The 25178-nt window shown below is 42.4% G+C and carries 14 protein-coding genes; 1 reads left to right on the top strand and 13 read right to left on the bottom strand.

Going from position 1 to position 25178, the window contains the following annotated elements; translation table 11 throughout:
* Positions 1-272: 272 nt before the first annotated feature.
* The 13 genes from N7U62_RS01320 to N7U62_RS01260 form a co-directional block, all read right to left on the bottom strand.
* On the bottom strand, positions 273-1169 hold the full coding sequence (locus tag N7U62_RS01320; RefSeq protein WP_264136071.1) for a sugar phosphate isomerase/epimerase family protein: 897 nt from the start codon (positions 1167-1169) through the stop codon (positions 273-275).
* Positions 1166-2068: an NHL repeat-containing protein gene (locus N7U62_RS01315; protein ID WP_264136070.1), complete on the bottom strand. Its 903-nt coding sequence runs from the start codon at positions 2066-2068 to the stop codon at positions 1166-1168. The genes N7U62_RS01320 and N7U62_RS01315 overlap by 4 nt, the downstream gene beginning before the upstream one ends.
* Positions 2068-3456, bottom strand: coding sequence for a sulfatase (locus N7U62_RS01310; RefSeq protein ID WP_264136069.1), 1389 nt, complete (start codon positions 3454-3456; stop codon positions 2068-2070). The genes N7U62_RS01315 and N7U62_RS01310 overlap by 1 nt, the downstream gene beginning before the upstream one ends.
* A 26-nt stretch (positions 3457-3482) precedes the next feature.
* Positions 3483-4889, bottom strand: coding sequence for a sulfatase-like hydrolase/transferase (locus N7U62_RS01305; RefSeq protein WP_264136068.1), 1407 nt, complete (start codon positions 4887-4889; stop codon positions 3483-3485).
* Between the two features lie 122 nt (positions 4890-5011).
* Positions 5012-5821 carry a metallophosphoesterase gene (locus N7U62_RS01300; protein WP_264136067.1) on the bottom strand — a complete coding sequence of 270 codons (810 nt, stop codon included), beginning with the start codon at positions 5819-5821 and terminating at the stop codon, positions 5012-5014.
* 74 nt (positions 5822-5895) lie between these two features.
* Complete coding sequence (locus N7U62_RS01295; protein WP_264136066.1) at positions 5896-7224, bottom strand: Gfo/Idh/MocA family protein; 1329 nt, start codon at positions 7222-7224, stop codon at positions 5896-5898.
* Between the two features lie 3 nt (positions 7225-7227).
* Positions 7228-8607 (bottom strand): 3-keto-disaccharide hydrolase, encoded by a 1380-nt coding sequence (locus tag N7U62_RS01290; protein ID WP_264136065.1) that lies wholly within the window; start codon positions 8605-8607, stop codon positions 7228-7230.
* 19 nt (positions 8608-8626) lie between these two features.
* Positions 8627-9889, bottom strand: a complete 1263-nt coding sequence (locus tag N7U62_RS01285; RefSeq protein WP_264136064.1) for a Gfo/Idh/MocA family protein — start codon at positions 9887-9889, stop codon at positions 8627-8629.
* An 89-nt stretch (positions 9890-9978) separates the two neighbouring features.
* On the bottom strand, positions 9979-12207 hold the full coding sequence (locus tag N7U62_RS01280) for a GH92 family glycosyl hydrolase (RefSeq protein WP_264136063.1): 2229 nt from the start codon (positions 12205-12207) through the stop codon (positions 9979-9981).
* A gap of 28 nt (positions 12208-12235) precedes the next feature.
* Positions 12236-13174: an ROK family protein gene (locus tag N7U62_RS01275; RefSeq protein ID WP_264136062.1), complete on the bottom strand. Its 939-nt coding sequence runs from the start codon at positions 13172-13174 to the stop codon at positions 12236-12238.
* 9 nt (positions 13175-13183) lie between these two features.
* Positions 13184-15499: a GH92 family glycosyl hydrolase gene (locus N7U62_RS01270; protein ID WP_264136061.1), complete on the bottom strand. Its 2316-nt coding sequence runs from the start codon at positions 15497-15499 to the stop codon at positions 13184-13186.
* 16 nt (positions 15500-15515) lie between these two features.
* A complete protein-coding gene (locus N7U62_RS01265; RefSeq protein ID WP_264136060.1) occupies positions 15516-17111 on the bottom strand; it encodes a sulfatase-like hydrolase/transferase in 1596 nt (531 codons plus the stop codon).
* A 229-nt stretch (positions 17112-17340) separates the two neighbouring features.
* Complete coding sequence (locus N7U62_RS01260; RefSeq protein ID WP_264136059.1) at positions 17341-23886, bottom strand: NBR1-Ig-like domain-containing protein; 6546 nt, start codon at positions 23884-23886, stop codon at positions 17341-17343.
* A 338-nt stretch (positions 23887-24224) separates the two neighbouring features.
* Here N7U62_RS01260 and N7U62_RS01255 point away from each other — a divergent pair, with 338 nt between their 5' ends.
* The gene (locus N7U62_RS01255) at positions 24225-25154 is read left to right on the top strand and encodes a hypothetical protein (protein WP_264136058.1); all 930 of its coding nucleotides are present in this window, start codon (positions 24225-24227) and stop codon (positions 25152-25154) included.
* Positions 25155-25178: the final 24 nt, after the last annotated feature.

The raw sequence follows: 25178 nt of genomic DNA, 5'->3' as shown, positions 1-25178 counted from the left end.
AATTTTAACCCAGTAAAATTCATCTATCTGATCCTCAAATAATTATGATTAATCTAGCAATATATAAAGAAAAGTGAGAAGCAAATAAGGAGACGTGAAATACTCATGAACTTCTCACAAATAAAAGGCAGCTACTTTTACGTAACTGCCTTTTATTTGTGAGTAGCGGGAGCAGGACTCGAAGCTGAGGACTTCGGGTTATGATGTCGATTAGCAAAATCCTCAAAGCGAAAAAAATGGGTTTTGTGTCAATTCAGTATCACATGAACCATTTAATCCATGTATTCTTTCATGATTTTAGAATTGTTTTTCAAATAGACTGCCGGGGCTTGTTTGATACCAAAATTCATCAAAGCTATGTTTCCCGAGTATCCTATCTTTTGAATTTCGATAAGCAACAGGTCGACATCAAAAGTTCCCTGACCTAATGCTTTGATCGTAGTGCTATCTCGGGTGAGGGAAGACCTGTAATCCGCCACAGAATCGGTCCCTGCCAGGGTCACTGCTCCTAGTCGATGCTGTATCCTATCCAGGACCTGATCTATCCGAGCACCATTGTGTGCACGCACTTCGTGGTAGAGATGAAATGCCAGGTTCAACTGACTGTCATTGATTCTTTCAACCAGAGGCAAAGCCTCTTCTGCCGATTCGAAATAGCAATCACTATGAGGATATAAAATCACTTCCACTCCTCTCGGCTTTGCATACTCTAGTATTTCTCGCAATTTAGCCTCTACAAAGTCATCTCCGAATCCAACTTCCTTTTTCCCAAATATGACCCAAAGCTGGATTTGCTTGTCAGCGATCTGATCTACTACCACTCGCCATCTTTCTCTTGATTCGATGGAATCATTAAAATTATAACGTACAAAAGCCGCATCTACCGCAAAGTCATCGAATGTATCCGCATAGGCGAGAAACTCCGGCAGCATTTCAAAATTTTCGGGTCTGGCCACTCTCAAGACAATCCCATCATATCCTGAAGATCTCAACAAATCGACCTGATCTGCCGCAGAGAGCAACTCCAGCCCTCCAAAATTGTAGCTATTCAACTGCCAATGTTTCGACTTTGGTTGGTCCCAAGACAGGCGTGTCTTGCAACCGTACGTTGCAAGACTAATGCCTATCAAGACTATGAAATTTTTGAAGGTCAATACCTTAAGGATCATTTCTCACTAAGATTAGAATTCATATTCAAAAAAAGCACCTGATTAGTACCATGCTGAGGAAATGCCAATACATCTAAATTCTCAGCATACCACGGGTCAGTCGGATGCTCCAGTCCAGATAGTATCGTTTGAACCTCAGCACTCTTAGGTTTGACTTTTAGCAATTTACCCGCAGCCCAATCGGTGATGTAGAAATCATTTCCAATTTTGGTGATCCCCTCCAAATTGCCCACATCCTGTGCCAGGGTTCGTATCTTTTTAGATTTCAGATCTATACTCAACAGATCCCCTAACTTAGACGTTTCGAATGTTCCCGGCTCACTTAGGCGTCCCCAACATGCTACTATGAGTTGATCCTGATCTATCATCAATCCATCTGGAGAAAGAAGGTTGTCGGTTTCGAGCCATACTTCTACTTTTTTACTCTCTGGCTGAATGCGATAGATTCGATTGGCAAAAAAATCAGAGACATAAAGTTCCCCATCCGGACCCATCGCTACATCATTGACAAATTCACCATCTGGTATTTCAAAAAAAGCGTGAATCTGAGACTTCTCTATATCCACCTGATAGACCCCATCCCTATCGCAAACAAACAAATAGTTCTCGGTGAGGGTCATTCCTGAAGGTGCGTGCATCCCTTCATCTTTACCAATCCAATATGGAGCTATCACCTGCCCCTCGCGATCCAGCCTACTGATCCAGCCGTATCCATCTTTTTCAAGGGAGATACCTCCGCCCAAACTGGAAACAAACCAGGTCTGAGATGCTGCATGCCATACCACCTGATCCGGTGCATCATATACCAACGTACCCTCGGACAGCTGAGCAGAAACAATCTGAATATTGCCATATGCCAGCGCCAAGAAACACAAGAGTTTTAAGGTCGATATAGTCATTATATTTCTTTGTTTCGAAGTAAAGAGGACAACTTTTCTATTTGTGCCTGATAGTTAGGATCTAGTGCCAGATTCTGATATTCCTGCGGATCTTCAGTCTGGTGATACAGTTCTTTTCCCTGCTCACCCCCATCCCATTCGATGTATCTCCATTGCTTTGTTTTTACCATTCGTCCCAGCATATCTCCCCTTTTGGTCACTGCGTAAACGGCCTCTTTGAAATCTGCCGTCGGGGTAGCTAGCACTGTAGCAAAACTCTCACCCTGAAGATGCTCTGGAGCACCTTCGATTCCCATCACATCTATCAAAGTAGGGTATATATCTATGAACTCCACCAATGCCTCTGTCTCAACCCCTTTATTTTTCACCGCATTGCCAGCAATGATCATGGGTGCATTGGTACCTTCTTCATATACCGTTACCTTGTTCCACCAGCCGTGTTCGCCCAGGTGATAACCATGATCACCTATCAAAACGATGAGAGTATTGTCCAACTGTCCCGTCTCTTCCAAAGCATCCAGCATACGTCCTACCTGTGCATCCATAAATGAGGTGCAGGCATAGTAAGAGCGAATAAACTCACGCTGATCCTGCTCGGTCATTTTATCAAACACCTCTGACCACCCAGGTAGGGAATAAGGGTACGCTCGCTCCCAGTCCTCCGGCAAGGATGGAGGTGTGCAATTTTCTAGTGGATACATGTCAAAATACTTTTTGGGAGCAACAAATGGATCATGTGGTTTGTGCAGCCCTACAGCTAAAAAGAAAGGCTTGTCTCTTTGGGTACTGATCAGGTCCACGGCCTTTTGGGTGACCTGACCATCCTGCTGATCAATATCTTCTCCTTCAGCAGCCTGCCAATAGCACCATGGAAATTCTCCATTGGTCAAGTTTCGCTTTTCTCCTTTTTCTCCTAACTCGGAGGTAGTGAATTTAAAATAAGCGTCCCATGCCTTGGTATCTTCATGATCTGGTTCTTTGTCATGAAATGTCTTCCCGATTCCTACTGTTTCAAATCCATTCTGCTTAAAAAAATGAGGCAAAGTCACTCTATCTCCCAGAACAGACTGTAAAGGAGTAACATTGTCGAGAATACCCAGAGTTTCGGGTCTGAGACCGGATAAAAAAGAACCTCTACTTGGTCCACACACTGCAAAATTGCAGTGGGCATTTCTGAACTGAATCCCCATATCAGCCAAGCGATCCACATTGGGTGTAATGGCCAGCGTATCACCATAACTACCTAAAGTCGGTTTCAAGTCGTCTACGATGATGAAAAGTACATTTTGATCAGAGTTTTCTACAGTTGTGTTTTCATCTTTTGGTTGGGTACAACCCACTACTGATAAAACGAATACGATTAACCATTGAATTCTGAATTTCTTCATTCTTTCTATTTTTGATGTTAACACTTTTACTTTGAATTAGGCAATTGAAAATTGGCTCGATAATCTTCATATACCTGAAGTAGATTGACCACCCTGCCCGGCTTGTCCACTGACAAATCCTTAGACTCGGTTCTATCTTGACTCAGATCGAACAACTGAATATCCTCTTTAGGTTTTAAGGGAAATACCCCTGGATAATCTTCAGGCCCAGCCTGCTCTGCTCTGGCGATAATCGTGCTATCATCAGGAGCACGCGGATCGATCCAGTCAAGAGGAAGCCTAGTACTTCGTGGAGATTTGACAAAAAGTTTAAAGTCTTCATGTCGAATGGACATGATCTGATCATCATGGAGACTAAATACAGGCTGATGTTCGGTGCATTTACCATTCAAAACATCTGTTATGTCCTGCCCATCCAGAGTATTAAGTTTTACAGGCTCCACTTGTGTGAGTGTCAGGACCGTAGGCAATACATCTAATGATGAGCAGGGTACTGATACTCGACTGTCCGAAGAAAAACGCTCAGGGAATCGAATCATAAAAGGCACGCGAATCCCTCCTTCCCAAGTGGTAGCCTTCATGCCTTTGAGACCTCCTGCATCGCCTCCATACCAGGGACCATTGTCCGACATAAAAATAACAATCGTTTGATCCAAAACCCCCAACTCCTCCAACTTGTTCATAATCATATCGGTGGACCAGTTCAACTCATTTATCACATCCTGATATAAATCCTCTGGTGATTCTGGTGTATAAAATTCTTCTGATACTGCCAAAGGTTTATGAGGCATGGCATGATTGAACTGGAGGTAAAAGGGGCGATCCTTATTTTCTTCCAAAAAATCCAATGCTCTGTTTGTATAATCCCTGGTCAGATTATTTTGATTGACTGGATAGCTCACCGTGTCCAGATTGTGTATCATCTGGACTGGTCTCATATCATTTGAGTATAAAATACCATAATAATCATCGAATCCATGGTTGGTAGGAAAATACTCCTCTTTGTGCCCCAGATGCCACTTACCTATGCATTGGGTTTTGTATCCCGCATCGGACAAAAGTTCCGCCAAGGTTATTTCTCGGGAGGACAACCCTATGTCATCAATCCCTGCATCGGGAGTCGGATTATGGATCAGTCCATGTCTAAGTGGAAACCGACCAGTCAGCAATGAGGCTCTGGAAGGTGCACAATACGGAGTGGGAACATAAAAATCTGTACAAATAACCCCTTCCTTCCCAATTCGATCAATTGCAGGAGTAGAAACTGCAGATTCATTATAGGCGGATATATCTCCGTACCCCATATCATCTGTCAGTATGATTAAAACATTGGGGGTTTCCGTTTTTTGATTTGAAATACTCTTGCATCCCCAGCAAAAGAATATCACTACTATAACAATTACTCCCCATCTCCTACACAAGTTTAACCTCACGCCTATTCCAATTTAGTTTCCTCTATCAGTCTACTTGACTATTACCAGTAGCGAATGAAACATGAACAGATTAACTGTCAATTAATAAGGAATTAAAGCGGCAATAAAATGGTGGACTTTATTCATTTTTCTGTCGAAAATTCGAATCCTTCTAATGCAACAAAGTCATGTAATAATGTATCAGCCGATACAGTCCATACTCTGAACCCCAGAGGATTTTCATCAAACACCTTACTGGTAGGATCCCCTCCCACCATCCATATACTATTGTACTGATTGATCATTCGATGATGAGTATGTCCACTCAAATAGGCACGTACGTGGTTTTGTTCAAAAGCCTCAACGAGTGAGAATCGTTTATCCGATGGCAAGTTAAAATAGGCTTCTTCCTCTGATATAGAATCGATGTACAAAGGATAATGCCCAATGACGACTTGGGATTGAAATTTGTTTTTGTTCGCCTTCAATGATTCCATGAACCAATCATGATGGCGTTGTGACTCTTCAGGCACCTCTGCCTTCCATAGTTGAGTATTGGTCACCAAAAAGGCCACATCAGAATATTCAAATTGATAATAATCATCCCCTATCTTCTCTCTGTAATAAATCAAAGATTGAGCTGTGGGCAGGTTACCTACATCATGATTGCCGGATGCCAAATAGCAGGGCATACGAAAGCCCTCTCTGATAGAATTGAAATCCGAAAATGAGGAATCAGAAGCATCATTGACTAGGTCACCACATACCACTACGAATGCAGGATCTAAGGCATTGATCTGTTTTACCGCCTGTTCGAAGCTCGCCTTGTCGTGCTCATAGCCCCCCATGCCCAGCTGGGTATCACAGAGCTGCACAAAGGTGAAAGAAGGTGGAACTTGTTTACAAGCAAAAAAACCTACTATAATAAGGAGATATAAATATTTATTTATCATTTTCTTTTAGATAGACCCTGTTTTCAACAAGGAAAACAGGGTCTGTAAATTCACTGACCAATTTATTATCAAGACTAGATTTCCCAACCTTTTTCATATTCTCTGGCCCACAGTTTCAAAGCCTCTTGATCCATAAACTTACCAGATGGATCGATATCAAAGCCTTTACCTACTCGATAGGCCACATTGGTGTAGTGAACCATAGCCATACTCACCGATGCATCTTCGATCGGTGCTGTCAGCTGTTCCTTTCCTCTAATCGAATTGAAAAAGTTCTGGGCATGACGTGTAGAGGCTGATCCTCCTCCTCCCAGGGCCACTCCAGCTTCTTGCTGATCTGACGCAAAATCTTTCACGACTTTTCCCGCCAAATCATAAACGATGTACTTATTCCTATTGACAAAAACACTACCCTCACTTCCGTAGATAATGGTCCCTCGATCATACCCATAGGTATCATAGCCATTTCTGCTACGCCCATCCCATTTGATCGATTTGTTGTCGTCAAATTTGAAAGTAGCCTCCATTGTATCATACATCTCCCATCCATCATTCAAATATTGGCCCTTGGCCGCATCTACATCTACACGGTTAGGAAAATCTACCCGTAGTGCCCATCGAGCTATATCCATTTCGTGCGTACCGTTATTGCCTGCCTCCGCAGTACCATAGTCCCACCCGTACCAGTGCCAGTTGTAATCCCAGGTCTCTGAAGTATAAGCTCTGCGGGGTGCGGGTCCTTGAAACAACTCCCAATCCAATCCTTGCGGGACTGGAGCAGCCTGTTGATTAGGCACTCTACCTCGCTTATTGGTATAGAAGGCTACGGCCTTGTATGCCTTACCGATCAAGCCTTTGTGTATTTCATTGATGATATGCACACTATGAGCCGAGGAACGCTGTTGGTTACCCATCTGTACGACTTTACCATACTTTTGCGCTGCTGCTACCAGCAATTCGTTTTCATTCATATTGTGACTACATGGCTTCTCTACATACACGTGTTTTCCTGCCTCCAGCGCCATAATGGATCCAGGTGCATGCCAGTGATCTGGGGTCGCATTGAAAACGGCATCTACTTTTTTATCTGCAAATACTTTTCGCAAATCATTTTCCAGCTTCGGTTTATAATCCAATTTGTCTGCAAAAATGGAAGCAGCTTTTTCTCTCTGGCTTGCCATCACATCACAGAGATACCTAAGCTCAACATTGCTTGAAGACTGAGTCAATGGATCAATGAAACCTCCCAAACGTCTGCCCAGACCTAATACTGCTACATGTATACGATCGTTAGCACCTAATATTTGACTATAACTTTTGGCGGATAGGGCAGAACCTGCTAGCATAAAACCTGCAGACCCTACAGCTGCATTTTTGATAAATTTCCTTCTAGAATTCTCCATAACTTACAATTCCTTGATTTTAATGTTTTTAAACGAAACCTCATTTCCGTGATCTTGTAGCAGGATATGACCTATGGGCGCCTCCCCGAAGATGGGCCATTTTTGATACTTACTGTAGGCTACCAGAGCCTTCCACATCTGTGTACCTCTTTCGTATTCTACCACCTTCATACCGTTGAGGTAGTGCTGTACTTTCTGACCTTGAACGATTATTCTTGCCCTATTCCATCCATAGACGTTGACTCTCTTTTGCGGACCTTTAGCCTCGGTATATAGTCGTGCATCAGCCGTAATCAAATCATAAAGCGACCCTACTGTTCTGTTGCCTTCCACTCCTTTTTTAGCGTCGGGATGCAACTTGTCATCCAGTATCTGAAATTCACAGCCTATTGATGAACCTTTACCTTTATTTAGCTCTGTGTCCACAAAATACTTAATACCGCTATTTGCTCCTTCACTGAACTTAAAGTCGACTTCCAGTATGAAATTCTCATATTTTTTGATGGTGACGATATCTCCCCCATTTTCAGATTCGGCCCCATCATTGTCTGCCACAGTGAGTAGACCATTCTCCATGCTCCATCCATTATCTGGAAACCGATCCAATTTTGCTCCACGCCAACCATCCGTGGACTGTCCATCCCAAAGAAGCTTCCAACCATCGGCTTGTTCTCTTTTGGTCAGCGTATTCAGCAGGTAACTTTCCTCCTTGATCTCATTACTCACAGTAGTTTTAACCTCTTGAAGATTTTTGGTTTGGATGCGAATGTTTCTGTAGCGGATTTCTTTACCTTCCTGATCCTCATTCTCTATTGTATGAACCTGCAAGGCAATGAATCCACTAGCGGTCATGTCATCTACCAAATCGGCTGTCGGTACACCATTGAGCCAAACTCTGATACTATTACCAATCGCCTCTACCCTGAACTGGTTCCATTCATTTTGTTTAAAGGCTAGCTTTCCTGCCTCATTTCCTTCCAAATTGTACAGCCATCCTCTTCTTTGCTCATCATAGATGCCACCAGACCATGCCCTATCACTTGGATCTAATTCTACTTGATAGCCATGCACCTTTCCATTTCTATAATCCGCTTGAGTATTGCTTCGGATTTGCACCCCTGCATTCAAAGCAGGATCGATTTTGGCTTCATACTCAAGAATAAAATCACCATAAGTCTTATTGGTTCTCAAAAAAGTATTAGGAGTATTCCTCTTACTTACACCCACAATCACCCCATTCTCTACTTTGAAATCTGCCTGTCCGTTGATTTTGGTCCAACCCTTTAGGTTTTTACCGTTGAACAACACCTTCCAGTCATTAGACTGAGCCGATGCAGTCGTTCCCAGCATCAAGCCAAGGACCATTAGTTTTAATAGTTTCATTTAGTATTTATTTATTTGTTCATATATCATACTCGGGTAGCCACTTCACCGTCCGTTCCTCTCTCATAGCCATATTGGCCATATGAACTGAAATGGCACTTTGATATCCATCCTCCAATCCCACAAGTAGTTCCTTTTCTCCTTTGATTGCAGCGGCAAAATTGTCATAGAGTAACCAAGTCGTTTTCATATAATTATCCTCAAAAGGACAGTTATTTACTTCCTCCCTAGGTGTGATTTTTCTTCCCTGGACTTGGTCATCATCTACTAGTTTAATCGAAGCTCCAGAAACTCCATCTATCCCTTCTCCCCAACCTGAAGCCGATTCACCTTCAGGATAAATGTAAGCCTCATTCATCTGATTGGTCACAATCGTTGCTTTGTCACCATAGAATTTAATGGTTTGATCTTCGTATTTATTAGACAGAATCGAACTAAATGATGCTTTGGCACCATTAGGATAATCAAATATTGTGTAGACATTATCAAACACCTCTCTTCCATCCTTCCAATAATCGATCCCCCCAGATCCAACCACTTTGACAGGATGAGTTCCCATGATATTATCTATCATATTGAGATGGTGAGAACCTAGCTCGGCCATGAGTCCTCCCGAATATTCACGATACATTCGCCAGTTAATTTGTCGCTCCAATGCGGGATTCTCAACTGGCCTGCGCCAATTGCTATTCCTGTGCCAACAAGCGTCAATACGCATAACCTTTCCACAGTGGCCGCTATGGATGATGTCTTTGATCGCCTTAAAAGTGGGGTTGAGTTGGTACTGATATGAAATCTGAAATAGCTTATTACTCTGATCCGCTTTACGTTTGATATTTTGTGACTGTTCTATATCATGAGCGAGAGCTTTCTCACACATGATATGTAGATCTGCATCTAGAGCATCCATCGCTATCCTGTAGTGTTCGTGCAATGGCGTACTAATCACCACTGCTTCTAGCTCATCATTTTTTAGCAAGTCCTCATAGTCGCGATAGCCCTTAGCTTCATCATTGATGCGTTTCATAGCATCATTGAGTCTAAAACTCAGCACATCGCAACATGCAATTACTTTAAAAATTGGTGAGGCATTCAACACATCCACAATAGAGCTTCCTCTATTGCCCACTCCTATAATTCCTATTCGAATGCGTTGATCATCAGGCCAAGGAGCTACCATTTTTTTTGAACCATTCGATTGGCTACATGATACCAAACTAAGTCCAGCCCCTAGTCCTGCAGTGACTTTTGTTGCTTGCTTAATAAAATTTCGTCTTTCCATTATTATCAAAATCTTTGCTTCCTAAAGATAAACCAATATTCATGCGGGGGTTTAATTAGGATATATCCTTCCTGTTTGCTGTTTTCAAATCATGGTCTTATCCCGTTCAAACCCCAATTTCTATTTGGCAGATCGGATAACTCCAATTCTAATGTAGCCCCTGACATGATCTGCTCGTGGGATATAAAGGGGCTATCAATCTCCTGCCCATTAATCAAGGCTCTCTGAATATATTTGCTCTTTTTGCTAGCTCCTTCGGCTATTATTGTGAATTGTTTTCCATTTTTCAAATCGATAGTCACGCGCTCAAAGACTGGACTAGTGATGCTATACACCGGAATGCCTGGCGTCACAGGATACAAACCCATTGAGGTAAAAACAACAAAAGCCGTCATTCCTCCACCATCTTCATCGCCTGGTATCCCAAAAAGATTATCCTTGAACCAAACATCCAAAAGAAAACGGGTACGCTGCTGCGTCTTCCAGGGAGCTCCGAAATAGTTATATAAGTATGGAATATGAAAAGATGGTTCGTTGCCCATTGAAAACTGCCCTACCATACCTGTAGAATTGGACCCATCGATATAGAACTGAGATTTACGTTTACCCATCGGTTCTCTAAACAACTGATCCAATCGGTCAATCGCGGCTTCTTTACCTCCCAATAACTCCACCAATCCATCGATATCATGCTTAACATCCCAGGCGTAGGTCCAACCGTTGTTTTCGTCATAGTACTCTCGATAGCCCAGACCACCTGCAGACTTAGGATCAATATTGAGCCATTGGCCATCCTCATCTTTTGGTAAAAACATTCGATGCTCCGGATGCCATAGCTGTGTATACTCTGTGCTGCGATAAGCGTATTGGTCAGCCTCCTGTTCCTTGCCAATCTCTCTAGCCAACTCGGTCATAGCCCAATAGTCATAATTGATACCTAAGCTCACAGGTACAGGCTGGCGTTTTTCAAACCTGTCCATCATAGGATCGGTCTCTTTTTGGCCAATTTTGAGTGAGGGAAAATAGCCATGCTCGTGATAAAAATCATCAACAGGTCTTCTGGGTGTCCCTTGCCTCCAGGGAATATATGAGCCCTCTAATAAATTCTTTTTAATCCCTTCATAAGCAGACCCCACATCATAATCTTTCAGTCCCTTGCGATAGGCATCAATAAAAATACCTGAAGAATGATAGGCCGTCATACACATATGATTGCCATACACTTGAGGAAATGTAGGCATCCACCCACTTTGCAGGTACATCTGAACATAGGAGTGCAGCATGTCATTTTCCATCTCTGGATTCAAAATCGTCCGTAAGGGATGTTGAGCCAAATAAGTATCCCAAATCCAGTCATCTACATAAAAAGGTCGCTCACTCTGATGTACCTTTCCATCATAACCGCTGTAGAACTGACCATACTCGTTGACGTCAACCATGCGCTCATAGGTACGATAGAGGGAGGTGTAGAATGTCCTCCTTTGCCCTTCAGTCCCTCCTTCTACCTGGATCTGCCCTACTGTTTGTTGCCACATTTTTTGACCAGCCATAGCTAGCTCATCGAGGTTTTGAGTTTGAACCTCTCTTAGAAAATTATCCCTAGCCTGCTCTTGGCTGACATAGGAAACGGCATATTTCATTTGCACTTTTGATACAGGGCTATTGGTGGATAGCACGATCTCACCTTTCTCGATACTCAAGGATAAATCCTTTATGATTTTGCCTTCGACATTCACTATCTGCATATATACATACAGAGGCAATACCCTGGTCACTGGATCAGTGCCGCGTGTTGTATTGTAGAGCTTGTCATGAAGGTGAATTTCTCCCTTTCGCGTCTTCTCGATACTTAACTCTCTGGATCCTTGAATCACCCAGTGCATCTCCGAATTTGAATGGGGTTCGAATTGATAAATTCCACTCCTACTAGCTGGAGCAAAACTAACTCTCAAATTATCGTCAATATGATAATGACTAAAAAGCCAGGGCTTGATCTCTGCCAAATCATGATCAATAGCCATCTTTCGATTACCAGAATCGAAAGTGGGCTGGCCAGTAAAAACCTTCATTCTGAACTCACCCGCACTCCTGTGTTTGACGATCTGCAAGGGATAAAAATTGATCTGATCTGTGAGATAATCTCCCTTTTCAGGATGTACACGAAGCATCTGATTAGGTAGATGTGCCGTCGGATAAGTAGGAACCAACAGCTGTGACACATTACCAATAGTAGGATCTATATAGTCAGTATTGTCTTGTTGCGCATAAGCTAGATAAGAGCCAAAGAACAACGTGAATAAAATTAAAAGTTTTTTCATATTGAATTCATTTCAATTGACATTAGGCTCAATCCATTTGAGCCAATAGCGGTTGGACGGTGGGCCAATAGGAAGACTGAAACAGTCTGGCTGCTCCAAACAAAAAGGAATCATCTCCAACCTCTGAAGTTTGCAATTGCACTTGTTTATTATCGTCAGACAGAGCCTTCTGTAAAGTCGAGCTGAAATATTGGAGTTGATTACCTATCAAACCGCCAAACGAAACATATTCCGGGTTGAATTCACTCAAAATAGGATCTAGGAATTCTCCCAAATCCTTCCCAAAACTGGAGAAGGTATCTAGATCAGCCTGATCCTTGGTAGATTTCTGAATTGCTCCAACGGGGAATTTCGGCACCTTGTGTCCTAGTTCACTGTATTTGGCAATGAGTCCACGGATAGAAAAAAAGTCATCCGCTATTCCATTTCTAAAGGGTACCTTGTAGGTAGCGCCATCCTCTGGGACTCCTCTTCCTTTGAAGACCGGTAGGTTATTCATCAAAAATGCAGATCCCAGGCCTTCATCAATTATCAGGGAAATACCCCTACTGTTTTTTCCAGAAGCTACCCAGTCCTGACCTAGCGCAAACCCAATGCCATCATTGATGTATCTAAATTCCAGATTACCCTCTGGCAATACTCGTTTTTTCAACTCTTCAGAGATGTCACAGCCATGCAAACTTTCATATTTCGGTACTCCTCGATAGTCACCTATACCTTTTTCATAATCAAAAGGACCAGGAATAGAAAAGCCAATCCCTAGTACCTCATCTGCATCCACAGCTCTCATGGAAGTCTTCAGCTTCAGCGACCAAAGTGGAATAATATGTCGATTGCCAGCATCCTTGTCCATTTTGCCAACCACCAAAGATCCATCCACTATCGATTTACTTTCCATATCTATAGCGGCACACTTAAATCCCTTGCCGCCTACATAAGCGCCAATCACTATATTCCTTTTTTTCATCTCAATTCATTATTTCTTCAAGCTCAAAGAATATGGCAGGTTACCAATTTCCATTCCTCTGTTCTTGTTAGGTGTATTACTCATTTCAAAAACCAACTCTCCTCCTTTGATCAAATCACTGTATTTCAAAAAGTGATTTTCATAGGGTTTTCCTCTCCAGTTCATCTCTTGGATATAAAAATTGTCTTCACTATTATTCTCCGATTTGATAATTAAAGACTTACCATTGGGCATTGTCAATTCTGCATAGTCAAATAATGGAGATCCTATCACGTACTCATCCACTCCTGGTGTAACAGGGTAAAACCCCAGAGAACTGAACACATACCAAGCTGAAGTCTGTCCATTATCTTCATCTCCACAATAGCCATCTGGGGTAGGAGCATATAGCTTGGTCAACACTTCCCGTATCCATTTTTGTGACTTGTGTGATGCACCAGCATAGTTGTAGAGATAAATCATATGCTGGATCGGTTGATTGCCATGTGCGTAATTGCCCATATTTACAATCTGCATCTCACGAATCTCATGTATGGTCTGCCCATAATAGCTATCATCAAAATCTGGCGGCATGTTGAATACCTGATCCAGTTGATCCACAAATATCTCACTACCTCCCATTAGGTCAATTAAGCCCTGCACATCATGAAAAACAGACCATGTGTAATGCAAACTGTTGCCCTCAGTGAAGGCATCACCCCACTTGAGTGGGTTGAAGGGTGATTGAAAGGTTCCATCTTCATTCTTGCCTCTCATGAGATTAGTTTCAGGGTCGAAAACCTTCTGATAATTTAGCGATTGCTGATAAAATCGATCAGCCAATGTCTGATCTCCAAGTCTCTTGGCTACCTGTGCGATGGTAAAATCTGCATAGGCATATTCCAGGGTTCGAGCTGTATTTTCTCTAATTCCGACATCATAGGGTACATAGCCCAGCTGATTATAATAGTCGAGTCCTTCTCTCCCCACTGAGGCATGAGGTCGTCCCTTCTCCACTTCAGCATTTTTGATCATGGCCTCCAGCAATATCTCTATGCTTTCATTGGCATTTCCTTTGAGATAGGCATCGGCTATGATCGGTGCAGAGTTAGACCCAATCATACAGTTTCGATGCCCTGGGCTGGCCCATTCGGGCAGCCATCCCGATTCTAAATAAGTATTGGCTAAACCCTCCATGATTAGAGCATTTTGCTCCGGATACATGAGATTAAAAAATGGAAAAACAGCTCTAAAAGTATCCCAGAACCCATTGTCGGTAAACATGTAACCCGGTAAGACCTCCCCATTATATGGGCTGTAATGTATCACATCCCCAGTTTCAGTGATTTCATAAAACTTCCTCGGAAACAGCAGCACCCGATATAGACAAGAATAAAACGTTTTGATGTGGTTCTGATTGGTACTTCTCACTTTGATTTTACCCAATTCATTTTCCCAGATGGTCTTTGCCTTTTGTTTGGTATCTTCAAATCCATCTTCTCCAATCTCACGGTCAAGATTAAACTGCGCCTGCTCAGGACTGATAAAACTGGATGCAACTCGGACATTTACTGTCTCTCCCTTCCTAGTTTTGAACCCTACTATCGCACCGACATGCTCTCCCTCGCTATATAGACTATTGGATTGGAGCAACCAGTCATCATTCCAGGTATGTGTGATCTCAAAATCTTTGTCAAACTCAGCTACAAAGTAGTTATGAAAATTGTCTGGCACTCCCCCCGAATTGTTGCGACAATAGCCAATGATTTTGTTTTCTTCAGGCAGTATGGTCACCATCGATCCTTTAAAAAACCCATCTAAAAGAATATAGGCAGAGTCTGTTTCAGAAAAAGTAAAACGAAACTGAGCCGCCCTCTCTGTGGGCGTGAGCTCTACAGTGACATCATAGTCAGCCAGATAGGCTTTGTAATAATTCGGCTGGACTGTCTCTGCCTTATGAGAGAACCATGAGGCTCGATCTTCTTCCTGATATTTCAACTCACCTGTGACAGCCATCAATGAAAAAGCTGCGTAATCATTGATCCATGGGCTAGGCTGATGAGTTTGTTTGATTCCACGAATCATATTTTCATTATACTTATAAGTCCAACCATCACCCATTGGAGATGTCATGGGAGTCCAAAAATTCATTCCCCAGGGCAAGGCAATTGCAGGATAAGTATTGCCATTGGAGAGAGAGAATTTAGAATCTGTGCCCATCAGTGGGTTGACTAAATCAACCAATGACTTCTCTTGCTGCCATATATGTCCTGATGGTAATTCTGGACTACAAGCCATTAAAGTCATCAAACTAAAAAGTATTAAGACTAATATTTGAGTTTTCATTATCCTTAGTTCCGCTTTATATCAATTTTCTACTTTTAACACCACTATAATGCTCGGAACCTCTTTCTTCTAACCATTCGAGCAATTGGGCTCTTAACTCCTCTGCCTTGTCTCTATATTGGTGTCGATCGGGATTATTCCCTAACAAATTGTTCGTTTCATGTGGATCTTGATGGAGATTGTACATGGCATTCAATACCTCAGACTCCTCACTGTAGGGTATCATGAGTTTCCAACCATCCATTATGATCATGTAGTTTGGCTCTACATCACCACGGTAGTCCCATTCAGTGACCACATATTTTCCATGCTCAGTATCTAAGCCGTCGATAAGATTCCGAAGGGTGCGACCATCCGAAGGGTGCTGTGGCAGGTCCAAATAATCAAGAATAGTGGGAAACAGATCGATCAGCGATACATATCCATCCACCTGGGTTTGTTCTTCTATCTCACCAGGCAAACTAATTAGCAGTGGAATATGAGAGGATTCTTCATAAAATACGTTCTTTTCTCTCAAGCCATGTGCGCCTAACATCTCTCCATGGTCGCTAGTAAAAATAATCAAGGTATTTTCAGCCAAACCATTTTCATCCAATGTACTTATAATCTCACCTACCCAATGATCGATCTCAGCAATAAGGCCGTAATAATTAGAAATCATGTATTTGATTTTCTCAGGGTCGCTATACTCTGGTAGTCCCAGTCGGCCATTAGCGGATCGATACGGTGAGTTAGACATGTCATCATCAATGCTGGCCGGAGGATTCATTTCATCTGCAGGATACATATCGTAGTAAGGATACGGAGGTATCATCGGTGCATGTGGAAAATGAAACGAACAAGTAATGCTGAATGTAGAATCCTTTAGGCGCTCTATCGCATCCATGGTTTCTTTGGCCTGAAATGCTGTAAAACTATGCTGCGCAGGTACTTTGAGTTCTCCATGAAAATTGGGTTGGGACAAGCCCTTCTTAATCTTAGTTACTTCCTCCGCATTCAATCCATACAAACGATCTAGTGGATCCGGTACATAGGCTCTCTGGGTAAACTTGTCGATCTGCTGACCCGAATCCAATGGTACCAAAGGATAATTTTTATTGATGTAATCTATATAAACATGATTTTGACCTCCATGTTCGAAGATCGACTTACCATTTTTTGACTGAGACTTAGGATTTTGGTAAACAGTAGCATGTTTAGACTGAGTGTGCCATTTACCATAGTATTCGCAGTGATATCCATACTGGGTTAGGATTTCATCAAAAGTAGGCATTTTCATTAGCCCCTCTTCTTGATGAAAATAAGCCTTCTCATTATTACACATACCGGTATTTTCTACAGTATGACCTGTCAGAATGGACGAACGAGCAGGAGCACAAACTGCACTCGGAGTATAAGCATTTTTGAAAAACGCACCACTCTTTGCCAATCGATCCAGGTTTGGGGTCTTCAACACATCGTTACCAGCATAGCTAAGAGCCTTGTATTGCTGCTGATCTGTCATAATAAAAAGTAAATTCTTTTTCTTTGACTGACCGCAAACTGAAGCACTCAATAAAACCTGCACCAGACCAACGACAAGTACAGCTAACAGTAATTTAGTATTCCTCATAATTTGCATCGCTTATTCTAAGCTTCCTCTTTCAATAACCCTGACAAGACTAAAATGGAGCAATTAATAGAAGCTTAAATCAGAGTTAACTCGAGTGAAAATTGAAAAAAAGTATAAAAAAAGTCGCTTTCTACGGATGATCTCTCCTAAACAGAGACCATATCCCTCGAAAGCGACCTAACTAAATAATTATGAAAAGACTGAGCTTAGACATACCCAGTTTTCTCATTTATTGCTTCATTATTCGTTTTACCTGTGTCTCTCCATCGATATGGATTTCCATAATATGAAGTCCATAGTTCAATCTGGAAAGATCCAATCTCCATTTGGAATGGTTATCAGTATCCAGATGTTTTTCAATCACCTTGGCTCCCAGCATATTGTACATGATTACATGCACCTTGTCTGCATGACCAGAACCAAGATCAATTTGGACGTAATCTTTAGACGGATTAGGGTATACACTCAACTCCACAGGAAGATCATCAAGTATCGATTCAGTGAATGAATCGTCTAACCTACGTGCCGACGAGCTGCCATATGTGATCTGGATGGCGTCTACTCGATTGGTCACTGTTCCAGACTTGACGTTATAGATCCTGAACCAGTCTATAGCAGACAGATCTGGCGTACCACCGGTTACATTAGCACTGGCCAGACTCTTGCTGATGAAATTCCAACCCGTCTGTAGTCCAGTTAAGTTCCAGTTGTATTCTTCAATATCCGGACCTGCACCGCTACCAAGTTCTAGCTGATTAGAACTGCCCATTCTGCTAGCATCAGAGACAAAGTACCAAAACTCTAAATAAGCATTCGCTACAGGTAAGCCCGAATTGTATACTGGTGAGAAAACCTTCTTGAACTCATCCGTTCCTAATCCGTTGATCTTGACACTACCGCTACCCTGTTGGACTGTGCCACTCAAAACCAAACTATTAGATCCAGAAGTCTGCCATCCCGTAATCGCATCACAGTCATCCAGATAGTCATTAGGATTATAAACCATGATGTCCAATTTCGGACTGGCTGCATCGAACCATTCTACCATATCTTCAAGCATTTTCCATTGAAAATCGTAAGTGCCGACAGTTGTAGGCGCAGTGATGTTAATAGAAAAAGTATAATCCACTCCTGGCGCCACATTCTGTGTCAATACCGAACGGCTCGTACCCCATATCACATTGTCTTGAGGGCTTTGACTACCCAGAAAATGGCTCCCTGCTATCCAGGTCTTTGTTCCACTGTTGTTCATGGTTACCGTCACTGTCATACTCTGCCCTGCTTCCATCACTGCTGGTACTGATTGAGACACAAAGCTCGCCCCATTCACTAAATTGAGGGATCGATAAGTTGCAGAGATACTAGCAGCCTCTCCTCCCATGACGAGATTGGTACTGATAGCTGTAGGGTCAAGAATCACAGGAGAGCCTGAATCAATCACCCATTGATCAAATTCGAAGCCCGAAGGAGCAGCATCAGCAACTATGGTCACGTCCTCTCCTTGTATATAATCCCCACTTCCACTTCCACTACTGACAGTCAAGGTATACTTGATGTCTCGATAAGTCGCAGATACTGTAGCGGCACTTTGTTGCATGGTCAGAGATGTGGTAGATGCATTGACATCCGAAATGCTGACCGTCCCATTATCTATCACCCACTGATCAAACTCCTGACCACTAGGAGCAGCATTAGCTACAAGATTCACAACTGTTCCACTAGTGTACACACCTGAACCACTTCCATCGTTGACTTGAAGACTATAGCTCAGCTCTGTCGAAGGATCCAATAACTGAATTGCGTCAATTCTGGTAGTGATACTAGTAGATTTGAAATTGTATAATCTAAACCAATTGATTGCATTCAGATCAACTGAACCAATACTATTCGCATCAGAGATCTTCAAGTCTACCAAATTCCAACCATTCACCAGATCATTTGGCAAAGGCCAGTTGTATTCCAAACTATCTGCTTTGCCTCCGCTTCCTAGTTCCACTTGACTATTGCCCTGCATCTGAGTCACATCCGAAACATAGTACCAAAATCTCAAAACGGCATCTGCAGAATCTGCTCCTGAGTTGAAAGGTGTCGTGAACAGTTTTTGAAACTCCATCTCTGTGCTGCCGACAAATTCTATGGCGGCATTTCCTTGTTGATAATTAGTTGCCAGAGACAATGACTGTGAAGAAGTCCAATTAGTCAAATCTTCACACTCGTCAATATAGTTGCTAACATTGCCAACAGTTATAATGGCATTATCACTTGCTTCTCCAAACCACTCTACATTGTCTTGTAGCATGGCCCATTGCATATTATATACACCCGACGTTGTTGGAGCTACCACATCGAAGGTAAACACCTTGGTATCGCCTGGCTCAATACTATCTGCACCATCCAGTTGTACTCTCGTTCTTCCCCAGGTATTATTATCCCTTGGGTTTTCACTTCCCAGATAGTAACCATCCGCCAGAGTCCAAGTGGTATTACCAGAATTAGTCATGCTGATCGAAATAGTCAAAGTGTCCCCTAAACCAACTGAGCTTGGTACATTTTGGGACGAAAAAGCAGCCCAGTTACCGCTGGCATTTGGCGATATAGGAATGGAACTAGTCAAGGGAATAGAGCCATCTAACATGCGTTGCGTTTGATCAGCCAATTTCAAATACCAATCGCTTGGCAAGCTTACTCCATCCTGATCCAAACTCACTAACTGAGGCCCCACTGGAAGATCTGCTTGTGTCTCTGCTATTTTAAACATGGCCGTTCCTTCATCGACCTCATCGAACATCGCAACATATACAAAATTCGCACCGGCATCTATGGCATTGTAGGCTTGTTTCCAATAGAACTCTCCGCCATTTCGAGGATGTTGATTAAATGTACCGCCATGAATATTCAGCCATGAGAAACCTGGCCAAATCACCGGCATATAATCAACTCCGCTATTAGAACACTCAGTAAGGTCTGGAGCAATATAATTAGTCTTCCAATTGTCCACATTGCTGCTAGAATATCTACCCACGGTCCAAGGAGAAATCATATCCAATGACCTATAAACTGCAGCCCAGGCAGGATTTGTGTCCGAATCTCCAGACAAATCTCTCCATCCACTAGGTACACCTCCCACAACATAGGCTCCTTGATTATGGAAATAGTCTATTATAGACTGGAAAGTAGCAGGGGTTAACCCTCTATCCTTAAATCCAATCCCCCAGATAGCCACTACTGGTTTACTCTCCTGTTGCACATATGTAGGGTGGTTCGCCACATCATAAGTGTTAACTAAGTATTCCCAGTCTTGAACCAGTTGCGCATATACATCTGCATTAGCCACACCGGACACATCATACATGATCGAGAACTTCCTTCCTTCTTCGCTTGCAGCCGTCATCACATTTTGCAGTACGTTGTTTCGCGCATTAAAGAACCTGACATCCTGCACCTCTCCTAAAAATCTTTGAAGATAGACCCCATGTATATTGTAATCTTTCATCCACTGAAAATGGATTCGAGTTGTACTAAGATCATGTGAAGAAAAAAGTGCTGCCGTAGATCCATCGGCATAGCTCATGTCGGTATTATAGACTTGCGTGTATTCTGACATATCAGGCCACATATCCATGCCTATTTCCGCTGCGGTAGGCGCTGTTGTACTATTGAACCAGTGTCGCCATTCATTTGGTCCAGAACCATCTCCCTCGGCAAAGAACCAACCTTGGTATCCCATCATCAGTTTCTGATCTAGTTCGTCAACCGAAACTCCATTGCCTACAGTGATGGTGACGTTATCTGACGAAGGTCCGAACCATTCAACGTTATCCTGAACCATTTTCCATTGAAAATTGTACACTCCTGGATTGCTCGGAGCTATTACATCGAATGTAAAAATTTTGGATTGTCCAGGAGCAATTTGATCGGATGGATCCAGATGTACTCTCTGTAACCCCCAGGTATTATTATCCTGTGGGTTTTGACTACCCAATTTATACAAGTCTGCCTCAGTCCAAGTACTGGTTCCATCATTCTGCATCGTGACACTTACTGTCACTGTATCACCAGGAGTCATAGCACTGGGTATAGATTGTGACACGAAGCTTGCACCATTAGACTGTCCATTTGATAACTCTAAGGTTGCCCAATCCACATCATAAGCGGGTCCACCTATTTCTTTAACCAGAGCAAGAGTAGGATCTCCTATACCATCTATGTATCCTGTCTGCAACTGTCTGGTGGCATTATCCTCCAGGTTAACATACTGAATGACCACACGCAATGGGTTGTCCAAAACATGAAACTCCATATACCCATGTGTAGAACCTGTATGACAGGCAGAACCTGAGTTGTAATGCACCGCACCATTAGGATAGTTAGTATTGTACTGTGGGTATCGCTCAAAAGTATGAATAGTAGCTGATATACAAATATCAGCAGTTGACAACAGTAAGTCCTTGCGATAAGGATTGAAATTGGCCTCTTTGACAAAATCTCCATTGCGCGAATGAGCAATCACGATGATGATGTCCTTATCTGTTTTAGTAGGTGCCAACTCCTCCAGCTTGTCCTCCATAAACTGACGACTTTCTTCTCGAAATGCATCACTTGCACTAGCGGGTTCATCAGAGAAGTGCAGCTGAATCAAATGAATATTGAATCCGCTCTTTTGAAATTGGGCATAATAGTCCACATTGTTAGGTTGCATCTGGACATTAGGTCGATTCCAAAAGTCATCGACATAATTGAACAATTCCCATCCAGATCCCCAATCACCCTGACCAGTTCCGAAAGCTTGATTTTCACCATCCGCGATATTGGGATAAAAATTCGTATTCCAAAAAGGATCGTTTTGAATGAAACTCAAAAAAGGATCATTTCCATTTGAGTTAACCAGATGGTCTCCTGCTCCTATTACAAATTCCGAGTTTCTGACCCAGGCATCCAACCTTTGCATACTGGTCAGGGATTTATTATCACCAGCGCTCAAAGGACTGTCTCCCTTGTTATCACTCATCAATGAAAAATGAAACAAGGCTCCATTATCCAAGTCCTCAAATTTGGCTACAGTGTAATTTTCAGACGGATCTACGATTTTAATCCCATCAATCTTGGAAGTGATACTGCCTGATTTGAAATTGTAAAACCTAAACCAATTAATCGCATTTAGATCTGGTACTCCGATCTTTCCTGCCTCACTGAATTTCAAGACCACATGATTCCACCCTGACTGAATTCCAGTTAGTGTCCAGTTGAACTCGTTGTTGTCTGCACCTCCAGCGCTACCCAACTCCACCTGATTATTTGACCCCATTTTAGAAGCATCCGAAATGTAATAGTCAAACTCCAATTGAGCATGTGTCTCGTTAGCTCCCGAATTATAAACTGGCGAGAACACTTTACTGAATTCCAAGTCGCCCGAACCAACAAATTGAACACTTGCAATGCCTTGCTGTGGATCTGCGTAGTTCAAACTCAGTGTAGCACTAGAATTCCAACCATTCAAGGATTCACATGCATCCAAATAACTCAAATCCACATCAGGTTGAGTGATGGTCACTACATCTCCATTGCTGGGGGTCCAAATATCCAAATTGGAAGGAATACTGAAAGGGTCATTATTTGTGTTTTCACCAACAGAAGTAGCGTTATCCAACTTGATGGTTCTTACCTCGATCTTCTCCTGGTCAACAAATATCCACTTGAACTGATTAAACACGTCAGAATTTCTAGTCCAGGTTTTATCATCATCGTTTGGCCTGGTAGGAGCTCCCCAGCAGCCCTCACCGACATAAACCGTACCGTTGACATCATCTCTAATGAAGCCTTCATCGCTACCACTTTCAGTGGAAGGGCGAATCGGCCAGGTAGTTTTAACCGTGTGCGCATCACACTCTACTACTAGCTTTACATTGTAGTCATAAAATTTCTGTGCCCAACTGGCATATTGATCATTTTGCTCAGCTTTGCCGGCAACATGCGGTCGGATTGGCCTATGATATTGAACCGATTTCCAGGTCACAGCATCATTTGCGACCAAGTCATTCTGCAACCATGTCTCTTGTAATCCATCCACTGCAATTTCCGAATTCAAGGTATAAGCCCTCACTAATGACCCTCCAAAGGTCAATGCATAATAGACGCTAGAATTGTTGCGAGGTGTATCGAAAAGATGATAAATATAGTCATCATTGGTCTCATGATTTCCTCTTGTGGCTACCACGGGATACATTCGGCCATCACTACTGATGGTCAATTGCCAATCGTCAAACCACTCCTGCCACTCAGTATTAGAGCAGGTATTAGTCATATCTCCTCCAAACATAACTGCATGAGGTTTTAGTTTGCTGACCAAACGATTTCCATTCTGCCTTGGGGCACGATTATTTCTCGAATCTCCACCTGCCACAAAAGACAGTCTCTCAGTAGGTACATCCGGTGCAGTCTTGAACCAAAAGCGCTGACTTGTACTATTAGAATCCACTATAACAAAATAATAAGCGGTATTGGGTATTAGTCCAGTCAATCTAGCAAAATGATTGTCCATGCCAGCGAAAGCTGCGCTTCTACTTGCAGCAGTAGAGTAGGCGTAGCTGCTGTAATTGGTACCATGGTCGGTAGTGCCATAATATACCGTCGCCCCTGTGCCGTCGATTTGATTCCAGCCTATCACAATAGACGTAGCTGGATCATCTCGCAAGGTCAAACGATACTTGTCCGTAGTGGCCCGTAGCGAGGTTGATACCAAAATCGCCAAGACCAGTAATAGTAATTTGTTTTTCATGCTTTCATTTTTAATTAAGAATTTCTTTCTACATCAATTAGATTGATTGATGCTACATGGCTGGCTTTCTAGTTTTTTCAAATCATAGGCTTATATCAGGTTTAAATGAAACTTTGGATTATATTTGAGTTGCTACAGTCCATGTAGTTCTCAATTAAGTGTCATCAAAATCTTCACATCCCTTTGACGCTTAACACAATAGAGAATTTCTCTACTACCTCAATTGAGGTAGGAACAAGTATCTAATCCGATAATTAATCTGAGCTTAAGCGGGCATTAAAAACGAATTAATTGCGCCCACTTTCAGTTTTTTTTTTGAGAACAAATTGCTATTAATCATGGACAACAAAAGAAATATCACCCGACTCCTACAATTCTGTACTTTTTTGGTTTTCGTCGGTCGAGGATGGCAACATTTATTTTGGGATGTACCTCTTCGCACCTTACTATGGGATGAATCCTTATTATCTGGGATAGTCCCTGTGATAACAGGAATGACCTGGACCGAATACGCCACCTCCGAAGGTGTCGATGTTTTCATCAATTATTACAAAATCACACTGGGCGTTGTATATACTTGCCTAGGCATCTTTGCTCTACTTGCACACAGGGTCAGTCTCAAACCTTATCGATGGTTGCTCATCATGGGTAGCACTATGCTCTTTGGCCTAGCTATGCTCTACTCCAAAGAAAAATTTTATCAAATAGGACAACTCTTAGAATACAGTACCCAGTTTGGGTGTCCATTATTCCTCTACCTGATATTGAATGAAAGCGTCAGCAAAAAACAACTGACATTATATATGAAATTTGCGATTGCATTGACTTTCACCTGTCATGGGCTATACGCCGTGGGCTTCTATCCCCAACCGGGAGACTTCGTTGGAATGGTAATTAGAATCCTTGGAGTAACAGAACCGATAGCCAAAACCCTGCTGGCTACATTCGGATGGATTGATTTGGGTCTGGCAATTCTACTTTTCGTCCCCAACTTTGCAAAATACGCTTTGACCTACGCTACATTCTGGGGTGTGGCAACAGCAGCCGCTAGGCTTTGGGCTAATTTCTATCCAGAATTTCTGTTTCCTATTTTACACCAATGGACCTTTGAGGTTTTAATAAGGATACCGCATGGCTTACTGCCTTTCATATTAATATATCCCATCAGGGAATATTTCAAACTTCCTTTCTTATCAAAAAAACCTACCAGTGAGTATCTTCAATCCACCAGAATACAGAAATCAAAAGAATTCAGTTCAAGTCATTGAATAAAAATTAAAAAGCCATCCCAA

The organism is Reichenbachiella ulvae (assembly GCF_025833875.1).
In the GTDB taxonomy this organism is placed as follows: Bacteria; Bacteroidota; Bacteroidia; order Cytophagales; family Cyclobacteriaceae; genus Reichenbachiella; species Reichenbachiella ulvae.
The sequence above is the reverse complement of the archived record's forward strand: the minus strand, read 5'-3'. Positions and strand labels throughout refer to the sequence as shown.

What these genes read in the sequence shown, in the direction of transcription:
- N7U62_RS01265 (WP_264136060.1), bottom strand. Translation starts at nt 17,111, where the DNA reads ATGAGGAATACTAAATTACTGTTAGCTGTACTTGTCGTTGGTCTGGTG.
- N7U62_RS01315 (WP_264136070.1), bottom strand. Translation starts at nt 2,068, where the DNA reads ATGACTATATCGACCTTAAAACTCTTGTGTTTCTTGGCGCTGGCATAT.
- N7U62_RS01260 (WP_264136059.1), bottom strand. Translation starts at nt 23,886, where the DNA reads ATGAAAAACAAATTACTATTACTGGTCTTGGCGATTTTGGTATCAACC.
- N7U62_RS01255 (WP_264136058.1), top strand. Translation starts at nt 24,225, where the DNA reads ATGGACAACAAAAGAAATATCACCCGACTCCTACAATTCTGTACTTTT.
- N7U62_RS01275 (WP_264136062.1), bottom strand. Translation starts at nt 13,174, where the DNA reads ATGAAAAAAAGGAATATAGTGATTGGCGCTTATGTAGGCGGCAAGGGA.
- N7U62_RS01285 (WP_264136064.1), bottom strand. Translation starts at nt 9,889, where the DNA reads ATGGAAAGACGAAATTTTATTAAGCAAGCAACAAAAGTCACTGCAGGA.
- N7U62_RS01280 (WP_264136063.1), bottom strand. Translation starts at nt 12,207, where the DNA reads ATGAAAAAACTTTTAATTTTATTCACGTTGTTCTTTGGCTCTTATCTA.
- N7U62_RS01290 (WP_264136065.1), bottom strand. Translation starts at nt 8,607, where the DNA reads ATGAAACTATTAAAACTAATGGTCCTTGGCTTGATGCTGGGAACGACT.
- N7U62_RS01320 (WP_264136071.1), bottom strand. Translation starts at nt 1,169, where the DNA reads ATGATCCTTAAGGTATTGACCTTCAAAAATTTCATAGTCTTGATAGGC.
- N7U62_RS01295 (WP_264136066.1), bottom strand. Translation starts at nt 7,224, where the DNA reads ATGGAGAATTCTAGAAGGAAATTTATCAAAAATGCAGCTGTAGGGTCT.
- N7U62_RS01300 (WP_264136067.1), bottom strand. Translation starts at nt 5,821, where the DNA reads ATGATAAATAAATATTTATATCTCCTTATTATAGTAGGTTTTTTTGCT.
- N7U62_RS01270 (WP_264136061.1), bottom strand. Translation starts at nt 15,499, where the DNA reads ATGAAAACTCAAATATTAGTCTTAATACTTTTTAGTTTGATGACTTTA.
- N7U62_RS01310 (WP_264136069.1), bottom strand. Translation starts at nt 3,456, where the DNA reads ATGAAGAAATTCAGAATTCAATGGTTAATCGTATTCGTTTTATCAGTA.